We start from the raw sequence: 18,620 nt of genomic DNA, 5'->3' as shown, positions 1-18,620 counted from the left end.
AATACGAGCCTGCTCCCTGGTCGATGAGGGTATAACTTGACAACGCAGGGATCTGCGAACCGGCAGTAGAGCGAGGGTGCGTGAGTAGTCAGAGCAAACTGATTGTGGCCAAGCTGCGGCGGAAGAATCGGCGGCTAGGCCTATTTCTGTCGCTGGGGACGCTCGGCGTGTTGGGACTGCTGTATTTGATTTCGGCGGCCTTCGTCACCCAGAGCCTGGGTCGGCTGGAGACCGTTACCGTTCGGCAGGATGTGCGTCGGGCCATTGATGGGGTTGACCGCGAACTCCGAGGGCTGTTGGTCAGCACCTGTGACTATGCTCGCTGGGACGAGTTTTATGCCTACATGACTACCAGCGATCGCACCTTTGAGCGCGAAAACTTTGCTTCCAGCAGCCACTTCACCAACCTGCTGAATGTCGATGTGCTGGCCGCCGTACTGCCTGACGGGCAGATGCGCTATGGGCAACAGCTCTCTCAACAGGGTATTGCGCCGACCCCGCTACCGACATCGGTGAAGACTTACCTGCAAAACTGGGCTCAGCAACAGAGCATTGCTCAGACCCAAGATACCCAGACCGGTTGGCTTGCCAGCGAGTCAGGCCCAATGCTGCTGACCATTTGTTCCGTCACCAACAGCGCCGAGACAGCTCCGCCCCAAGGGGGGTTTGCTATGGGCAGAGTACTCAGCCGTTCTCAGATTCAACGTCTGGAGCAGCAACTGCAAGTGCAGATGAAACTAGTGGATCTAAACGGCTCCCTCAGTCCCAGCGAGGCCGAGATCCGCGATCGCCTGATCCGCCAGCCCAAAATTGGTGACAGTGCCCTGCCCGACGATGCGATCGCAGTTGTCCCAATCACGGGCGATCGCATTGCTGGCTACGCCCGCATAGACGACATCAACGGCACCCCCCTAGCGTTGTTGCGGGTGGAGCTGAACCGCGACCTGCACCAACAGGGCTGGCTGGCCAGCCAGCTGCTGGGCGGGGTGTTGCTGGCGGCCGGGGTGGGGTTTGGCTTGCTGGGCCGGTGGCTGCTAAAACAACTCATGCAAGAAAGCCAGCGTCTGGCGCGGGCTGAGCAAGCCCTAGCCCACGAGAGCGTCCTGCGCCTGGCCAACGCCCGCTACCAGGAAAAGGCCGTGGAGCTAGAAATTACGCTGAAGGAGCTGAACAAAGAGAAAGAGCGCTCCGAGCAACTGTTGATCAACATCCTGCCCGAGTCGATTGTGCAGCGGCTGAAGGAGAACGACACTTCAATTGCTGAGCACTTTGACGAGGTCACAATTCTGTTCGCCGACATCGTCAACTTCACCCCCATCGCGGCCCGCCTGCAGCCCTTCGAGGTTGTAGAGCTGCTCAACGGCATCTTTTCCGAGTTCGACGACCTAGTAGAAGAATTTGGGTTGGAGAAGATCAAAACTATCGGTGATGCCTACATGGTGGCAGCGGGGTTGCCTGTGCCGCGCACCGACCACGCAGAGGCGATCGCCAATATGGCCCTGGCTATGCAGCAGCGGGTTGCCGACTTCCGCTCAAAGACAGGCGAGGCGTTTCAAATTCGTGTTGGCATCAACACTGGCACTGTGGTCGCCGGAGTGATTGGAACCAAGAAGTTTATCTACGACCTCTGGGGCGACACGGTTAACGTGGCCTCGCGGATGGAATCGACTGGATTAGCTGGCGGCATTCAGGTAACAGCAGCAACCTATAACTGGTTGAAAGACCGCTATGACTTTGAGGTGCGCGGCACAGTGCAGGTGAAGGGGAAAGGGGCAATGGAGACCTACTGGCTGCGGGGCAAACAGTCCACTGAAGAGGGATAGAGCCCAGCACGCATTGAGCTAGGCGGTCTGTCATAATAAATATTGGAATTTTGGGGGCTAGAACAGGCCTGTGAAAATTAACGGCGAGCCAACAAGAAGCATTCGTTTACACCCAGACAATCCTCGCGTTGTGCAGGTGATTGACCAGCGCCAGCTGCCCCACCAGCTCACCTGGATGGACCTGAGCTCGGTGGATGAGGCGGCCTATGCCATCAAAGATATGGTGGTACGCGGTGCTCCGCTAATTGGGGCCACCGCCGCTATGGGCATGTATTTGGCGGCCCTTGATGCGGTTTCTGAGCCAGACTTTCGCGACGTTTTGACCCGGGCCGCCAACGCTCTGGGCCAAACCCGCCCCACGGCAGTCAATCTGCATTGGGCGCTGACCTCCCAAATGAAGGCCCTACAACAGGCGACAACGGCCTCAGAAGCAGTCAATTGCCTGCGGCAGAACGCTGAGGCCATCCTCGATGCCGACGAAGAACAGTGCCGCCAGATCGGGCTCCACGGGGTGCAGCTGATCGAAGATATCTACGCTCGCACTGGGCAAACCGTCAATATTTTGACCCACTGCAACGCTGGCTGGCTGGCCTGTGTTGACTGGGGCACCGCCACCTCGCCCATCTACCAGGCCCACGATCGCGGCCTGCCCATTCACGTTTGGGTCGATGAAACCCGCCCCCGCAACCAGGGGGCCAAGCTCACCGCCTGGGAACTGGGACAGCATGGCGTGCCTCACACGGTAATTCCTGACAATGCCGGGGGCCACCTGATGCAGCACGGCATGGTAGATCTGGCGATCGTGGGCACCGATCGCACCACCCGCCAGGGCGATGTCGCCAACAAAATTGGTACCTACCTCAAGGCCTTAGCTGCCCACGACAACGGCGTACCTTTCTACGTGGCCCTGCCCTCCTCCACTATCGACTGGACCCTGCGCGACGGGGTGAAAGAGATTCCCATTGAGCAGCGCAGCCAGGACGAAGTGAAGTACATCGATGGGCTGTCTCCCCACGGGGTCACCTCGGTGCTGATCTGCCCCGAATCTTCCCCCGCCGCTAACTACGCCTTTGATGTCACCCCCGCCCGCCTAGTGACGGGCTTGATCACCGAACGGGGCATTTGCCCCGCCTCAGAGGCCGGGCTGCTGAGCCTGTTTCCAGAGGCGGCCTAGCGGCGATCGCCATGATTCCCGACGAAGGTGTAATCAAGTACGTCGGCCACTGGACACCTGGCGCGCCGCTGGACACGGCTGAGCTAGCAGAGTTGATGGCGTGGCGCGATCGCATGTGGCAGGCACAGCAAATTGGGCTATACCCTAACGGTATTGGCTACGGCAATATCAGCCTCCGGCGATCGCCCCGCAGTTTTGCCGTCTCGGGCACCCAAACCGGGCACCTGGCCCAAACCACGACTCACCACTACACCCTGGTCGACTCCTGGGATATCGATCGCAACGCCCTCCACTGCACTGGGCCGATCCAAGCTTCCTCAGAATCGCTTACCCACGCGGCCCTATACGACTACAGCAGCGCTATTCAAGCAATTATTCACGTGCACAATCGCCCGCTGTGGCAGCGTGGCCAGGGGGTGCTGCCCACCACCGCCGCCAGCGTTCCCTACGGCACCCCAGCGATGGCCTACGAAATGAGGCGGCTGTTGGATCATGATGACCTGATGCAAACCCGCATTTTGATCATGGCGGGACACGAGGAGGGGGTCTTGGTGTTTGGCCCCACCCTAGAGACTGCGGCTCAGGTGCTGCACCAGCATATAGACAACTAGTGTTTCGTCACATTTAAAGCCAAGGATCGCACTAAATCTGTGTGCAACGCTATAAAGTGAGATCCCCCACTTCACCGCCCCCTACCAAAGGGGTTCTCAAGAGCCTACCACCCCCTTTCAAGAGGGGAGGGGATCGGTGCAAGATAATTTGTAGGGTGCATTCGCGAAGCAATGCACCACACCCAAGGAACAGGCTAGAAGCAGCCACGATCCCAATTTTTAGTATCAACAAACCACTAGCGGCCCCCGTTCCTTACCCCTCAAGCCTCTTGATCTACGCAACTACCGCTGCCAGCGCCTGTCGTCCCTGGGCAACGATCTCGTCATAAACTGCTTCTAGAGCTGGATTGCAGCCTCGGCACCCGGCCACGACTCGATCAGCCCAGTCTAAATATTCGCGCTTTCGCTCTAGCGACCAGCCGTCGGGGGGCGAGGTGGTAATGTTTTGCACATTGGCGGCTTTGTCGGCGATTTTAAGCTGCTTCGCCTGGGGCGACAGGTGGGGGGCGTGCTCCACTTGCTGTTGTTTGCGCTCTGCCTTGGGCAAAGTTTTATCGTCAGTGACTTCTTCCACCACTCGCCGCACCTCGGGGCCAAAGTGGCGCTCGATCTCCTCTGGAGTGGTGTCGGTATCTTCTACCGTGTCGTGGAGAATGGCGGCCTGTAAGGTCACCAAATCGGTCACGCCGCCTTCGCTAGCTAAGAGTTGCGCGACCCGAATGGGGTGGTTGATGTAGGGCGAAGCTTCTTTATCTTTGCGGCGCTGGTCGCTGTGTTTGGTAGCTGAGAAGTGCAGAGCCTCTAGCAGAGCAGTAGTAGCAGGGGCGGAAGCCAAAGCAGATGAAGTCATGGTTGTGCAGAAAATCGCTTTCATCCAGCATGACCGATCGCGATGGGCAACGACATCAATTTGGGGTGTGGCCAAGGCAATGGTTAAGCACCTGCAGAATTGACAAGCGCGCCTTACCTGGTTCGCTAATCGCCATTGGCATCGCGAGTCATTGATTTAATGAACTTTACCCACTGAAACCGCAACGCCAACTAGTCGGCAGCGATCGCCACCTAACGCACCGGTCCAAACCACAGCTCGCGCAGTAGGCTTTAATCAGTGTCCTAAACACAAATTAAATTTAGTCAATTTGTCATTCTGCCTACTAAATTGTCGCTAAGTTGAACACTAATCTCATGGCCCGTGGGTACACGTTTTTAGCCGCATAAAGCACCTGTGACTCAACAACTCGACATTCAACTCAGTTTTACGGTCAATGGAGAGCCTGTCTCTGTTAAAGACGTTTCGCCCGCGATGACATTGCTGGAGTATCTGCGCCTGGGCGGGCGAGCAGGCACCAAAGAAGGCTGCGGCGACGGCGACTGCGGGGCCTGCACCGTAGCCCTGATTGGCGAAGGAGCCAACGGCCAACCCCAATATCAAGCGGTGAATAGCTGCCTGATTCCCCTAGGGGCGGTGGTGGGGCGGCAGGTCTTAACCGCCGACGGCATTACCCAATGCCAAATTCCTAAAAATGCCTTTGTTAAGGAGCCCGTCACCGCCGACCAGCTTCACCCTGTGCAGGCCGCCATGGTCGAAACGGGCGGCTCTCAGTGCGGCTACTGCACCCCCGGCTTCATCATGAGCCTGTTTGCCGCCTACTACGACGGCACCCCTAACGATCTCTCAGTGGAGGGCAACCTCTGCCGATGTACGGGCTACATCCCCATTCGTCGCGCTGCCCAAATGGTGGCCGATGCCACCGTTCAAGACCAATTCTCAGAACGGCTGGTCTCTGCCTCGACAGAACTGATGCCCCTAGCCTACACCACCCAAAACAATGGCCACAGCGAGCAGTTCTACCGTCCCACTCAGCTATCAGAGGTGTTGGACTTGTTGCAGCAGTACCCCGATGCCACCTTGGTCGCTGGGGCCACAGACCTGGGCCTGGAGATGAGCTGGCATCGGCAGCACTACCCCGTGTTGATCTCCTTGGAATCGATCGCCGAATTGAAGCAGATCCACCAAACCGAGGACCATGTTGAAATCGGCGCGGCGGTGCCCCTCAGCCACATCGAGGCCAACCTGCACGGCATCTTCCCCAGCTTGGATGAGATGATCCACTGGTTTGCTGCTCGCCAGGTGCGCAACCGGGCCACTCTGGGAGGTAACATCGGCACCGCTTCCCCGATTGGCGACCTGCCTCCAGTTCTCCTGTCGCTGGATGCGACCCTGAAGCTGGCTGGCTCCGGGGGTGAAAGAACACTACCTTTAGCAAACTTCTTCATTGGCTACCGCCAAACCGAATTGCGGCCTGGTGAAGTGATTGTCTCCGTCCAAATTCCAAAAGCCCCGACAAACGGTACCGATCGCCGCCTGAGCCAGTCTTACAAAATTGGCAAGCGCGGCACCGACGACATCAGCATTGTGGCAGCGGCTTTTGTGGTGGATGTGGATAGTAGCAATCAAATTCTCCATGCGCGGTTGGGCTATGGCGGGGTGGCGGCGACTCCGGCCAGGGCGATCGCAGCCGAAGACTTCCTTGTGGGTAAACCCTGGACTGCTGACACCATTCAAGCCGTGAAACCTATTCTTCAAGAAGCGTTTACGCCCCTCACTGACCTGCGGGGCAGCGCCGAGTACCGCCAGCGCCTGGTGGTGAATTTGTTCGAGAAGTTCTTTGTGGAGTTTTCGTAGCGTAGACCCTGCTGCCTTCTCCCCCAGCCCCTCTCCTAGGGAGGAGAGAGGGCCAGTTCACAGTCAAAAATCCCTAGCGAGATACCCCATGAGCCCAGTTGGCAAGCCCAAAAGTCATGAAAGCGCCGTGGCTCACGTCAGCGGCACGGCCGTCTACACCGACGACCAGCGCGAACCGGCGGGAATGCTGTCGCTGTATCCGGTGCTCTCACCCCACGCGCGGGCGAGAATCACCAAGCTAGATGTGGCCCCAGCGCTAGCGGTGGCGGGCTGCATTACCGTGCTCACTGCCGCTGACGTGCCGGGAGAAAACAACACTGGCGTCATCATCCACGACGAAGTGCTGCTGCCAACTGACGAAATTAGCTACTACGGCCAGGTCGTAGCCTGGGCCGTGGGTGAAGACGAAGCAGCCGCCAGGGAAGGGGCAGCCAAAATTGTGGTGGAGTACGAGCCGCTGCCGGCGATCAAGACGGTGAAAGAGGCGATCGCAGCCAACAGCTACCACAACGATCCCCAAATCATTCGCCGAGGTGACCCCGATGTGGCCCTGGCCGAGGCCGAGCATACCTTTACGGGCGAAATTGAAATCGGCGGCCAAGACCACTTCTACCTTGAGACCCAGGTCAGCTGGGCCATTCCCGATGGCGAAGGCAACCTTCAGCTCTACACCTCGACCCAACACCCGACCGAAACCCAGGAGATCGTCGCCCGTATTCTCGGCCTACCCAAAAACCGGGTGGTCTGCACCTGCCTGCGCATGGGCGGTGGCTTTGGCGGCAAAGAATCCCAGTCGAACCCCTTTGCCGCGGCAGCCGCCCTAGCTACCTACAAAACCGGCCGACCCGCCCGCTGCCGCCTGCGCCGCCACCACGACATGCTGATCACCGGTAAGCGCCACGGTTTTCTAAGCCAGTATGAGGTGGGCTTTAACAGCGACGGCACGATTACCGCTATGAAAGCAGTGCTGACCGCCGATGGCGGCTGGAGCCTAGATTTGTCGCCTCCGGTGCTGGGGCGGGCCATGCTGCACGTGGATAACGCTTACTACGTGCCCAACCTAGTGATTGAAGGGCACATCGCCAAAACCAATCGGGTGTCGAACACCGCCTATCGCGGCTTCGGCGGCCCCCAAGGCATGATCGCGATCGAGGAAGTGTGCGATCGCATTGCCCGCACCCTTAACCTGCCCCCCGACGTGGTGCGCGAGCGCAACTTCTACCACGGTGAGGGCGACACCAACCGCACCCACTACGACCAAGACATCGTTGACAACCGCATCGCTCGCGTTTGGCAAGAGGCCAAGGCCGGGGCTGACTATATGGTGCGGCGGGCGGCGATCGCCGCCTTTAACGAAACCAGCCCCTACAAAAAGCGCGGGCTGGCTATCACCCCAGTCAAGTTCGGCATTTCCTTCAACAACGTGCAGTACAACCAGGCGGGGGCGCTGGTGCTGATCTACACCGACGGCAGCATTCAGCTCAACCACGGCGGCACCGAAATGGGGCAGGGGCTGCACACCAAAATGATTCAGATCGCCGCCAAGGCTTTAGGGGTGAAGGTCGATCGCCTGCGCATGATGCACACCAGCACCGACAAGGTGCCCAATACCTCGGCCACGGCTGCCTCTAGCGGATCAGACTTGAATGGCCAAGCGGTGAAGAATGCCTGTGAGATTTTGCGCGATCGCCTCGCTGCCGTCGCCGTGCACATGCTGAATCTCGATGCCCCCGAAGACATGGTCTTTGAGGACGACTGGATCTACTGCCGCACCTACCCCAGCGCCCGCATCACCTTCGATGAAGTGGTGAAGCAGGCCTACAGCGAACGCATCAGCCTCTCCGCCACCGGCTTTTACCGGACCCCCAACATCTTTTGGGATGCAAAGCTCAGTAAAGGTCGCCCCTTCTACTACTTCGCCTACGGTGCCGCCGTTTCTGAGGTCGAAGTTGATGGCTTCACCGGCACCTTTAAGCTGCGCCAGGTTGACATCGTTCACGACGTGGGTGAATCCCTCAATCCTTTGGTAGATAGAGGCCAGATCGAAGGGGCCTTTGTGCAGGGCATGGGCTGGCTCACCATGGAAGAGCTGGTATGGGACGGCGAAGGCCGCCTGCGCACCTTTGCTCCCAGCACCTATAAAATTCCCACCATCAGCGAAGTGCCTGAGCAGTTCACCGTGCACCTACTCGAGCGCGCCGCCCAGGATGGCGTGATCTACGGCAGCAAGGCCGTGGGCGAACCGCCGTTTATGCTGGCCATGTCGGTGCGAGAGGCGATTCGCGCCGCGGTGGCCGCCTTTGGAAATGCTGACTATGTGCCTCTGGCGCTACCAGCGACCCCGGAAGCAACGTTGTGGGCGATCGAGGCGGTGAAAGCAATGGTGAGGCAGGGGCAACCTGTGGAAGTTGTATCGTAATTTGCTAAGTGGAAACGGGGTTTGTTGGGCGATCGCCTATTCAAACAGCAACCCCGTTTCTTGCCATACGAAACTTGTCTACTCATGGTGAACTGCTTTCAACAACTGGCGCAGGCTCTCGCCTATGGCCCGACGGTTCTTGCCACCGTTACCAGCGTGAGGGGTTCCGTTCCTCGCGAGGTGGGAGCCAAGTTAGTCGTTGATGTTAATGGCCAAGCCTTCAACACCATTGGCGGCGGTGCCGGAGAAGCTAAGGTGCTGCGCCAGGCTAAGGAAGTGCTGCAAACCGGCCACAAGCAGTTTGTAGACATTGACCTTTCTGGCACTCCCCAGGGACAGACCCAGGGGATTTGTGGGGGTCACATGCGGGTGTGGCTTGAACGATGGCAGGGGGAAGCGGCGAAATTTCTAGTTCAAACGATTTTGCACCAGCTCCATCAGGGGCAGTCGGTAACGCTGGTGACACCTTTAGATGGAGTTCACGATCCGTACCTGGCAGATGAACCTGTTTCAGTAGACGCGGCGATCGCCTTTGTAGAAACCCTCGAACCGCCGCCCACGCTGCTGATTGTCGGAGCGGGTCATGTCGGCATTCAACTCGCTAAAGTCGCTGCTCTGATCGGCTTCCAAATAGTTGTGCAGGACGATCGCCCCGAGTGGGCTAACCCAGAGCACTATCCCCAGGCCAGCCAGATTTTGACGGGGGAGGTTGAGGGGGCGATCGCCGCCCTCGCTGCCCACCAAAACCTTTACGCTGCCCTGGTTACACGCGGCTACACCTACGATCTCGACGCTTTGCAGCAGTTGCTTCAGCGTCTCATTCCCTGTCGTTATATCGGCATGATCGGCAGCGAAAAACGGGTGCGCCAAGTCTATGGGGCGATCGCCCAGGCAGGCATTGCTAAAGAAAGGTTAGCCAATATCTACGGCCCCATCGGGCTAGATATTGGGGCGCTCACTCCAGAAGAAATTGCGGTCAGCATTAGCGCTGAGCTAATTTTGGTGCAGCGGGGAGGCACGGGGCGATCGCTTTCTGAAGGGTTACGCTAAAGTCTGTTTAATAACTAAAACTGTCAAACTGTTACATGTAAATTTTGTCTAGCACGTCCAAATCAACAGAGCATATCTTTAAGGGATTAGCTCTTTTCAGACCAGAAATACTAAGTACAAGTTTAATGCTAGCTACAGCAGGCTAAATGCGAATCAAGATAGCCCAAGATATCAGGATTCCAACCTGTCGAGCATGTTTTAATTCTTCGTTATTCTATTTTCGTTCATATAAAATGAGTGGGCAAAACTACGACCTTGAATTTGGTCGCAGCAATGCCCACTTTACATCTAATAACTCCAGCTAGAAGCCAGTTTGAGTGGCACCCATGTCACAACTGTGCAGAACGCCAACTCTCAAACAAGCCTAGTTACCAGGCATGGTACCTGTGCTGCTTCTGGAATCACGGTCTTCAGCTCTGAAGTACCACTCGCCATTGCTATCTTGGGCAAAGGTGTTTTTCACCGAGCTCCAAGCCACATCGCGGGCACCGTCTTCGCTAAAACCGTCGCTCGAAGCAGCATTAAAAGCTGCCATAAAAATTTGCTTAGCCTCTTGGGGCAGCGACTGAGTATCTTGGGGCAAAGCTTCTACATTTTCGTAGGGCATTGGATTGTCTCCTTAGTCATGCGGTAGTTCTTGCATAAACCTTAAAGCACTCGAAGCGGCCTCAACCTCCTTCTTCAGCTGTAAAATTTCCTCTTCTAACCGCTCCTTAAGATGGAAATTGCGACCGCTTGAGTAGTATCTCAATTTTCTCTTGTCAGACTAAATTGCAGTACTGATTTGGCTATCGCCGTTGCTGGCGTTCTGTCTCAGACAACGCCGGGAGTTTGAGCCATAGTGAGCACTAAAACGTACTGGCAACTGTGCGATCGCCCCACCTCACCTTGCCCATAGCCAAACTCCACATTCCCATTCCAGGCTCCCTTGAACCCGAGATGATGGTAGCCCTAGCCCAGCGCAGTAGCCATCGCTATCTATTCAAAATTGACGAACTGCCCAAAACTGCAAGACGCTAAGAATGCTGTCCAGGCTCAACACCGACAGCACGCTACCGGCGCTGCCAACGCTCAAAATGCTGCCTGCACTGCCAATGCTCAAGATGCTACCCGCGCTGCCGATGCTGAGAATGCTGCCGGTGCTGCCAATGCTGAGAATGCTGCCCGCACTACCGAGGCTCAACAAGCTAAAGTAGCTCCCTCGACTTAAAACAGCGCGATGCCGTAGGGGAACAGCGTGACCAATAGAAGGCATGTTTTATCCGTAGTATTGCAGATTGCTGAAGATGAATAATACATTGCCCATATGATTTGATATAGCACCTGCTGTCAGTATGCAGGCATCCATCTTTGTTTATTAGTACTTGGATAGGAAAATGCGGATTGATCTTAATAGAGAGAAGCCACTCTAAAACTAACTAACAAAAAATTTTCACAGCATCAGATGACTTCAGCAGAATTGATACACTCACATTTCTTAACTCCTTTAAGACGAAAGAATTCCTGACTCAAGCTAGCTAGTCGTGCATTCCTGAAATCAGAGCGCTTCAATCTAAGGCCATACTTTCTGTAAAAATAGACACTTACCGACTGACGAATCCACTTGTCTAATTCATACAACTGCTGAACGTTTGTCGTGACCGAGAAAAATCCAATCCAACTTCTTGCGCGATCACCATTCACACCTCCACACAAGTTACAGAGTTCTGCACCACACCCAAGCACCTTTCGATTGATGACGTTCTTGATAAGGAACTTAAACCTATAAAGCGTATTACTCCCAGTCTCGTAGCTTGACTCTTGAAAAAGCTTAGCAGAGATTCTTTCTTTAAATTTTTGAACGTTTTTATCTTGAATCTCGATACAATCAGTAGAAAAAGCAAAACCCACAAAGTTTAAATACTTGTTTTGAATATAAACGTGCTTAGTCTTAGGCTCTTTATGTAGTTCCAGTTCCAACTTTGAAAGCTTCTCACCTATGATCGCATGAACATCTACAAGCAGCTCACCTCGCCGTAAAAGCACAATAAAATCATCTGCATATCTTACATATTTAAGTTCGTATTGTTTAGACAGATCCTCAACGATATACTTGTCGAAATCGTGCAAGTAAAGATTTGCCAGCATTCCAGACAAGACGCCTCCTTGAGGAATGCCAATTCTTCTGCTCCTAACCCCTGGCTTTCTATGGTGACAATTTCCTCGCCTCCTTCCTGGAGTTTTCAACTTTAAAGAAGTCCCATTAGTTTTAAAGAACCTTTCCAAAAGACTTGTCGTCATTGTGTTAAGTCCAAAAGAGTCTTGGACTTTTGCCGTTAACTTATCATGCGATATATTGTCAAAAAATTTAACAATATCTGCATCCAAGGCATAACAAAATCCACGTTCTATATGCCGGTGTATTAATTTTGCAGCAAGGGGAGCTGACTTACCTTTCCTGTAAGCAAATGAAGCGAGATTGAGCTCCAAAGTTTTGTTGAATAAACGCTCAAGATGCCTGTATGTAGCTTCATAGAGTAACCTTTGAACAAGCACATCTCTTATCGAAGCAATCGATAAAACACGCTCGCCACCATCAGGTTTAGGTATCTTGATTTCTCTATATGGATAGAATTGGTATGTATTATTGCTTATACGCCTGGCAATATTGTTAGAACGAAACTCAATATCTTCTTTAAATGCTTTATACGAAATACCATCAGCACCAGTAGGAATGTCAATTTTTTTTGTAATCCTATCAGTCTTAGTCAACTCATATTTTATAAATTCAGCCTTAATTCTCTCAGGAGTGAAAAATCGCAAAAGCTCTTCATCAGGGAAAAATAACATGGTAAGTCTATATACTCTACAAAGCCCCGATTGTAGAGTTCCCTTAAGATGCTCGCTTCCAATATTGAGTACAGAAATGTAAAAATATTTTATAAAGCGCTCCTATCGAGACAGGGATCGTGGAGCGCTATGAAATCACCTGTCGGCCTTGCTTAGCAAGGCAATCCATAATACTCATTTTTCAAATGAGTATTAGAGGAACCATATGTCAAGGTTATGATCCATGATTTGGTGGTCCTCTGTTTCTGGTTCCAAAACCATTATAATGGTTAAGGAACCTGGACCCACTCGGGACGAGAGAGTGTCTCGTGTCAAGCTCAAAGGCTTAAACTCCTACATTATTCTACACGAAATATAAGAAGAGCGCCCTTTTCTCAGTCCCACACCCTTCCAACCTACAATCGACGTAATGTAACCCCATAGTTTGGAAGAGTATGAAAATACAAAGGTGACTGAAGGTAGCTTAAAAAGCCTCTTAGTTGCCCTCAATCCGCCCCGCCTTCACCGTCAAAATTTGCGATGAGGTCATCCACTGGCTGCCGAAAGCCCCCAGGTGGGTGGTGGTGATGATGGTTTGAAAGCGGTCTTGAATGGCTTCTAAAAGCTGGTTTTGGCGGTTGAGATCCAGCTCGGCCAGCACATCATCGAGCAGCAGAAGAGGTGGTTCGCCAACAACCTCGTCGATCAAATGTAGCTCCGCCAGCTTGAGCGCCAGCACCAGGGTGCGCTGCTGGCCCTGGGATCCGTACTGCCGGCTGGGGGTGTCATTGATGGTGAACTCAATGTCGTCGCGGTGGGGACCAACCAGAGTGGTGCGCTGGTGCTGTTCTGCGATCGCCCTCAACTTAATCTTCTCCAAAAAGCTGGCCTGAATCACCTGCGGGTCATCCTCTGTCATTGGCACATTGGGCTGGTAGTGCATGCGCAGGTCTTCTCGCTGGCCGCTGATCGCCTGGTGCCACTGGTGGGCAATCGGGGCGAGGCGATCGATCGCCCTGGCCCGACGCCGAATCACCCGCGTGCCCAGGGCCGCTAGCTGGGCATCCCACAAGGCAAACTCGGTGGCGTCTAAGGCCGGGGCAGGCTCGCCGTCGTCATCGCCAAAGGATTTTTTGATCAGGGCGTTGCGCTGCTTGAGCACCTGGTTGTACTGGCTGAGAATGTGGGCATAGACCGGCTCTAGCTGGATCAGCAGCGTGTCGAGCCAATCGCGCCGCCCGCCCGGCCCGCCCCGCACCAGGTCGAGATCGAGGCTAGAGAACTGCACCGCGTTGAGGGCGCCGAGAAAGTCGAGCTGTCGCCGCAGCTTTTCGCCGTTAAGAACGGCCGTGCGCCGTCCCGCTTGGCGCAACACCAGTGAGAGGTCGGCTATGCCCAACTCTTTGCGCACCGAAGCGGTGATTTGGGCCATGGGCTGGTCTTGCTGCACTAGGTCGCGATCGCGGCTGGTGCGGTGCGACTTCAGCGTCGCCAACAGCTCCACCGCCTCTAGCAGATTCGACTTACCCTGGGCATTTTCCCCCACCAAAATGGTCTTGGGAGCGGCAAAGTCAATCTGCTGCTCGCCGTAGTTGCGAAAGTGCCTGAGCGATAAATGGGTGAGGTACAAGGGAGAAAGCCAAGGCTGATCTGGGTTTAGGATACAGGACAGCGTAGAGGATCTAAGCATTGAGCCTGCCGAGCCATGGAACGCTAGCCCTGCGGCCGGCTCATGAGCACTACGGTCGATCGTGGCCCCACCGGGTAGCGATCGCTTTCAAACACCGGGGCTTCCTCGGGGTAGCAAAAGTCGCGGGGGGGCGGCACGGCGGTATCAACAATGCGGTGCCAGCGATCGTGGGGGCCAAGCCCCGGCAGGTCAAACATCAGCGCCTCCCAGTAGGCATTGAGCATGACGTGAATTTGCTCCTTAGCGTCGGGGTAGCGCAGGGTAAAAGCCAGGGTGCGGGAGTGCTCCGACCAGTCGGGCTGGTTGAGGGTGGTGCCATGCCAAACGATGTGGGGTTCGTAGTGCCAGGTGGTAGTTACCCGCAGCAGGTGCTGGAGCTGAAATACCTTCAGGTTTTGAATGAAGTGAATTAGCCCCTGGGTAAAGCGCAGCAGCGGTTGTTCTTTCTCTACGGCATCCCAGTTAAACCAGCTCAGGTCGTTGTCTTGGCAGTAGGCGTTGTTGTTGCCGCGCTGGGTGCGGCGCACCTCGTCGCCCATCAGCAGCATGGGAGTGCCTTGGGACATAAACAGCAGGGTGAGAAAGTTTTTGATCTGCCGCTGGCGCAGCTGCTCGACCTCAGGCGGGGCAGTGAGGCCCTCTACCCCGCAGTTCCAGCTGTAGTTGGCGTCGGTGCCGTCGCGGTTATGCTCGCCGTTGGCCTCGTTGTACTTGTGGTCGTACGAAACCAGGTCGTTGAGGGTAAAGCCGTCGTGGCAGGTGACAAAGTGAATGCTGCGGTTGGGCTCGCGGTTGGGCTTTTGGTAAATGTCGGGGCTGCCCAACAGGCGGGCGGCTAGGTCGGGCACCACGCCCTCGTCACCTTTGATAAACTGGCGCACGTGGTCGCGGTAGGGGCCATTCCATTCGGCAAAGCGATCGCCGATAAAGCTGCCCACCTGGTATAGCCCCGCTGCATCCCAAGCCTCAGCAATGATCTTGGTACCCGCCAAAATCGGCTCCGACTCAATGTTCCACAAAATCGGCGGGTCTTCTAAGGGGTTGCCGGCCATGTCGCGCGACATCACCGAAGCCAGGTCAAAGCGAAAGCCATCCACGTGCATCTCTGACACCCAGTAGCGCAGACTGTCGAGAATCATGCGCCCGACAACGGCGTGGTTGGGCGACAGCGTATTGCCGCAGCCGCTGTAGTTGGAGTAGTAGATGGGGTTGTCTTCGAGCATATAGTAGGTTTCGTTGTCGATGCCCTTAAAGCTCAGGGTGGGGCCTTCGTGGTTGCCCTCAGCAGAGTGGTTAAACACCACGTCGAGAATGACTTCGATACCGGCCCGGTGTAGGGCCTTGACCATGTCGCGAAACTCGTTCACCGGCCCCAGAGGGTCTTTGCGGGAGCTGTAGGCGCGGTGGGGGGCAAAAAAGCCCAGGGTGCTATAGCCCCAGTAGTTGTCCCGTCCGGGCATCGCATCTTGGGCATCGAATTGGTGAATGGGCAGCAGCTCAACAGCCGTAATGCCCAGTTCTTGCAGGTAGGGAATTTTTTCGATTAGCCCGGCGTAGGTGCCCCGCTGCTCGTCGGGCAGGCCAGAGGACGGGTGGTGGGTAAAGCCACCCACGTGCATCTCGTAGATGACGCTGCTGGAGTAGGGAATGTGCAGGGGGCGATCGCCCTGCCAGTCGTAGTTACGGGTATCAACTACCACTCCTTTGAGGGCGGTGGCGCAGTTGTCGCCGGGGCCAATGGCGCGGCTGCGATCGTAGATGTCGTCGCCGACAACGGCGCGGGCGTAGGGGTCGAGCAGCACCTTGGTGGCATCGAAGCGGTGGCCGCGGGCCGGATCAAAGGGGCCGTGAACCCGATAGGCGTAGATCTGGCCACTCTTTAGCCCCGGCACAAACAAGTGCCAGTAGTAAAATGTGCGGTTCCACAGCGGGTCTAAAGCAATTACCCGGCTGGGTTCGGTGAGGTCGTCGGCCTCAAACAGCAGCAGGTCTATACCAGTAGCGTGTTTGGAGTACAGGCAAAAATTAACCCCCACAGCGTAGACGGTGGCCCCCAATGGGTAGCTTTGGCCAGGGAGAACTTTTGGACTCATACGCGACCTGTGTGCTGAATGCTGACAGTACCTCTGCCGATGTTGCCTAGACTGTCCTACCAGCCCTGAAGCAGAAACCGGCCCGATGAGGGCGACCATGCCCCCAGAGATAGCCTTAGAACGTCAGGCTTTACCTTATCACCGAGAGTTTGTCAGATACCCAGGCTCAATACTTAGTTAAGCTCTAGGCTCTGGCTCACTGGGGCCGATCGCTCTAGCTGCCACAGACCAAGCGGGTCATCCAAATCCAGCGGTGTCCAGTGGGGTGGGGTGCCCAGGCTGGCCTCAGTGCCAAACAGAGCCTGCCAGGTGCCCTGCCGATACTCCCAGGCAGTGGCAGAAAACGCGCGAAAGTTCTCTGCCTCCAGCGAAGAGTCAGCGGTGGGCGACTCTCCGCTGGAGACACTTTGCGATTCTCTAGTGGAGACGCTCTGCAATTCTCCACTGGAGACGCTGCGCGAACGCCACTGATGCACCAAAACGGCCCAGTTGCCCACCCGGAGGGCCTGCCCCTGCTGATCTGACCGTTCTAGACGCCACACCTGCACAGGGCCAGGGTGAAGGCGATACCAGTGCTCAACAAAAGGGTGGAGACCGCCCTCATCATCCTCACAGGTGCCATGCTCTAAAAAATCGTCTGGCCCCAGCCAGTGATAGTTGCTGGTGTCGGGCCACTGCCGTGGGGTAAGGGCAAGGCGATGGTGCCAGGTACAGATCGGGGGGGACTCAGTCCAGCTAAAGGTGCCGGCAAAGCCCAGCAGGTCGGCGTCAAAGCGCGATCGCCAATCCATCGCCCGATACCGCTCTGGCGTCAACCGTCCTGCAAAGGGAGCACTGCGCACATCGGCAAAGTAGGTTTCGGCTTGAATCCACAGGACCGATTGGCTGGTTTCGATGGGGCCTTGGTCGAACTGGATGGAGCGGCGTTGCCAGACGCCGAGGAAAGGGTTGGAGGGCATGGGGAGGGGGTGGGAGGGTAGGCGGGTGGATGGGTGGGAGGGTGGATGGGTAGGGTGGGCAGTGCCCCACCAGCGTTAACCCTAGCGCTATACAACTAGGGTTCCGCGAGGGGGGAACGGTGGTTTGCCCGCGCTCAAGCCGTGCTGTTATTCGGTACCACCAACGGCGGCAAGGGCGTCCCAAATCAGTTTTTGCTGGTGGATAATTCGTGATTCTAAACCGTTCACCGGGCCGGGGGTGTAGGCACCGCTGGCGTAGCCCTGCTGGACACTTTCGGTGAGCACCATGTCTTCCTGCATGAAGGCTTCAAATTCGGCTAGCAGGGTTTCGGTGGGTGGACAAAATGCGGGGTCGCCGTAGAGGTCTAGGGAAACTTGGCAAGACTCGACGGTGAGCGGCTCAATGTGCAGCCAGGCTAACAGACCGTTGGGTAGCCCTAGCAGGTGCAGGTTAGGGTAAATGCCGTAGGTAAAAAATCCCTCGCGGCTGCGGCCCTGGAGGGCCGGTGAAATAGGGTTTTCGGCCTGCCAGTCGGCAGTAGTGGGTGTGTAGAGCAGGTTAACGAAGGCTTCGAGCTGGTGCTGGTAGCGGCGAATGGGGCCTTGCACTTGGTTTAGGGTGGTGCGGTGGGCGATCGCCACGTGGTAGTCGCACAGGGTGTTGTCGTGGTAGTTCTTCCAGTTGCAGGCGACGGTGTATTGCTTGGCCGCCAGGGGTTGGGTGGCGGGGGTGCGGTGCTGCCCTAGGTGCTCGGGGATGCTGCCGAGAAACTCGACTAGCGGCGGCGCACTGTCGTCGAAGCAGACAAACATAAAGCCCGACCAGGTCTCTAGCCGCAGCGATCGCAGGGGGAAATTCTGCTTCTCAAACGACTCCGGAAACTGATTTTGGGAGGGCACACCCACCAAATCTCCAGAAAGGTCATACACCCAAGCGTGGTAGGGGCAGACCAGCTTTTGACAGGGGTGAATGCCCGCTTGGGGCGACAAAATTGCGGCCCGGTGGGGACAGAGGTTGTAAAAGGCCCGTAGCTCGCCATCGTTGTCTCGAACGAGCAGCAGGGGAGCGCCCGCCACCGACTTGGCCCACACCATGCCTGACTGAAGGCGATCGCCATCGCCCGCGTAGAGCCAAGTGCGACGAAAGATCGCCCGCTGCTCTATCGGAATCCATTCAGGATTGGTGTAGTGGTCAGCGGTGAGTAAAAATTGTTCTGGCAGCCCGTGAACGTCGGGAGGAACCGGTGAGGACCCTTGGGGGCCGGTCTTCGACCATTGCAGCGGCAGACTGGAAACCATCAGCGTTC

At 56.0% G+C, this 18,620-nt stretch carries 14 protein-coding genes; 6 read left to right on the top strand and 8 right to left on the bottom strand.

What is annotated here, in order from left to right; translation table 11 throughout:
- Positions 1–80: 80 nt before the first annotated feature.
- The 3 genes from H6F59_RS13320 to H6F59_RS13310 all read left to right on the top strand — a co-directional run bounded on the left by H6F59_RS13320 (position 81) and on the right by H6F59_RS13310 (position 3,608).
- Positions 81–1,823: an adenylate/guanylate cyclase domain-containing protein gene (locus H6F59_RS13320; RefSeq protein WP_190700435.1), complete on the top strand. Its 1,743-nt coding sequence runs from the start codon at positions 81–83 to the stop codon at positions 1,821–1,823.
- Positions 1,824–1,893: 70 nt separating this feature from the next.
- Positions 1,894–2,997, top strand: coding sequence for an S-methyl-5-thioribose-1-phosphate isomerase (gene mtnA, locus H6F59_RS13315; RefSeq protein WP_190700432.1), 1,104 nt, complete (start codon positions 1,894–1,896; stop codon positions 2,995–2,997).
- Positions 2,946–3,608, top strand: coding sequence for a class II aldolase/adducin family protein (locus H6F59_RS13310; protein WP_242021455.1), 663 nt, complete (start codon positions 2,946–2,948; stop codon positions 3,606–3,608). The genes mtnA and H6F59_RS13310 overlap by 52 nt, the downstream gene beginning before the upstream one ends.
- A gap of 274 nt (positions 3,609–3,882) precedes the next feature.
- Here H6F59_RS13310 and H6F59_RS13305 read toward each other — a convergent pair whose 3' ends face one another.
- Complete coding sequence (locus tag H6F59_RS13305; protein WP_190700430.1) at positions 3,883–4,458, bottom strand: HD domain-containing protein; 576 nt, start codon at positions 4,456–4,458, stop codon at positions 3,883–3,885.
- 375 nt (positions 4,459–4,833) lie between these two features.
- On the opposite strand from H6F59_RS13305, the gene xdhA reads away from it, so the two are divergent.
- The 3 genes from xdhA to H6F59_RS13290 all read left to right on the top strand — a co-directional run bounded on the left by xdhA (position 4,834) and on the right by H6F59_RS13290 (position 9,763).
- On the top strand, positions 4,834–6,294 hold the full coding sequence (gene xdhA, locus H6F59_RS13300; protein WP_190700427.1) for a xanthine dehydrogenase small subunit: 1,461 nt from the start codon (positions 4,834–4,836) through the stop codon (positions 6,292–6,294).
- 88 nt (positions 6,295–6,382) lie between these two features.
- Positions 6,383–8,713, top strand: coding sequence for a xanthine dehydrogenase molybdopterin binding subunit (gene xdhB / locus H6F59_RS13295; protein ID WP_190700424.1), 2,331 nt, complete (start codon positions 6,383–6,385; stop codon positions 8,711–8,713).
- Between the two features lie 84 nt (positions 8,714–8,797).
- Positions 8,798–9,763 (top strand): XdhC family protein, encoded by a 966-nt coding sequence (locus H6F59_RS13290; RefSeq protein WP_190700421.1) that lies wholly within the window; start codon positions 8,798–8,800, stop codon positions 9,761–9,763.
- Between the two features lie 364 nt (positions 9,764–10,127).
- On the opposite strand, the gene H6F59_RS13285 is transcribed toward H6F59_RS13290, so the two are convergent.
- From H6F59_RS13285 to H6F59_RS13255, 7 genes are all read right to left on the bottom strand, one after another.
- Positions 10,128–10,370 carry a ChaB family protein gene (locus tag H6F59_RS13285; protein ID WP_190700418.1) on the bottom strand — a complete coding sequence of 81 codons (243 nt, stop codon included), beginning with the start codon at positions 10,368–10,370 and terminating at the stop codon, positions 10,128–10,130.
- Between the two features lie 375 nt (positions 10,371–10,745).
- A complete protein-coding gene (locus tag H6F59_RS13280; RefSeq protein ID WP_190700415.1) occupies positions 10,746–11,018 on the bottom strand; it encodes a hypothetical protein in 273 nt (90 codons plus the stop codon).
- 185 nt (positions 11,019–11,203) lie between these two features.
- Positions 11,204–12,592, bottom strand: a complete 1,389-nt coding sequence (locus tag H6F59_RS13275) for a reverse transcriptase domain-containing protein (protein ID WP_190700413.1) — start codon at positions 12,590–12,592, stop codon at positions 11,204–11,206.
- 475 nt (positions 12,593–13,067) lie between these two features.
- Complete coding sequence (gene recF / locus H6F59_RS13270) at positions 13,068–14,201, bottom strand: DNA replication/repair protein RecF (protein WP_190700408.1); 1,134 nt, start codon at positions 14,199–14,201, stop codon at positions 13,068–13,070.
- Positions 14,202–14,284: 83 nt separating this feature from the next.
- Positions 14,285–16,354, bottom strand: coding sequence for a glycogen debranching protein GlgX (glgX, locus tag H6F59_RS13265; protein WP_190700405.1), 2,070 nt, complete (start codon positions 16,352–16,354; stop codon positions 14,285–14,287).
- A gap of 173 nt (positions 16,355–16,527) precedes the next feature.
- Complete coding sequence (locus tag H6F59_RS13260; protein WP_190700402.1) at positions 16,528–17,313, bottom strand: hypothetical protein; 786 nt, start codon at positions 17,311–17,313, stop codon at positions 16,528–16,530.
- Positions 17,314–17,460: 147 nt separating this feature from the next.
- Positions 17,461–18,612 (bottom strand): aromatic ring-hydroxylating dioxygenase subunit alpha, encoded by a 1,152-nt coding sequence (locus H6F59_RS13255; protein WP_190700398.1) that lies wholly within the window; start codon positions 18,610–18,612, stop codon positions 17,461–17,463.
- Between the last annotated feature and the right edge of the window lie 8 nt (positions 18,613–18,620).

It is taken from the genome of Nodosilinea sp. FACHB-141 (genome assembly GCF_014696135.1).
In the GTDB taxonomy this organism is placed as follows: domain Bacteria; phylum Cyanobacteriota; class Cyanobacteriia; order Phormidesmidales; family Phormidesmidaceae; genus Nodosilinea.
The sequence above is the reverse complement of the archived record's forward strand: the minus strand, read 5'-3'. Positions and strand labels throughout refer to the sequence as shown.

What these genes read in the sequence shown, in the direction of transcription:
- H6F59_RS13305 (WP_190700430.1), bottom strand. Translation starts at nt 4,458, where the DNA reads ATGACTTCATCTGCTTTGGCTTCCGCCCCTGCTACTACTGCTCTGCTA.
- xdhB (WP_190700424.1), top strand. Translation starts at nt 6,383, where the DNA reads ATGAGCCCAGTTGGCAAGCCCAAAAGTCATGAAAGCGCCGTGGCTCAC.
- H6F59_RS13290 (WP_190700421.1), top strand. Translation starts at nt 8,798, where the DNA reads ATGGTGAACTGCTTTCAACAACTGGCGCAGGCTCTCGCCTATGGCCCG.
- H6F59_RS13285 (WP_190700418.1), bottom strand. Translation starts at nt 10,370, where the DNA reads ATGCCCTACGAAAATGTAGAAGCTTTGCCCCAAGATACTCAGTCGCTG.
- H6F59_RS13280 (WP_190700415.1), bottom strand. Translation starts at nt 11,018, where the DNA reads ATGCCTTCTATTGGTCACGCTGTTCCCCTACGGCATCGCGCTGTTTTA.
- H6F59_RS13275 (WP_190700413.1), bottom strand. Translation starts at nt 12,592, where the DNA reads ATGTTATTTTTCCCTGATGAAGAGCTTTTGCGATTTTTCACTCCTGAG.
- glgX (WP_190700405.1), bottom strand. Translation starts at nt 16,354, where the DNA reads ATGAGTCCAAAAGTTCTCCCTGGCCAAAGCTACCCATTGGGGGCCACC.
- H6F59_RS13260 (WP_190700402.1), bottom strand. Translation starts at nt 17,313, where the DNA reads ATGCCCTCCAACCCTTTCCTCGGCGTCTGGCAACGCCGCTCCATCCAG.
- H6F59_RS13255 (WP_190700398.1), bottom strand. Translation starts at nt 18,612, where the DNA reads ATGGTTTCCAGTCTGCCGCTGCAATGGTCGAAGACCGGCCCCCAAGGG.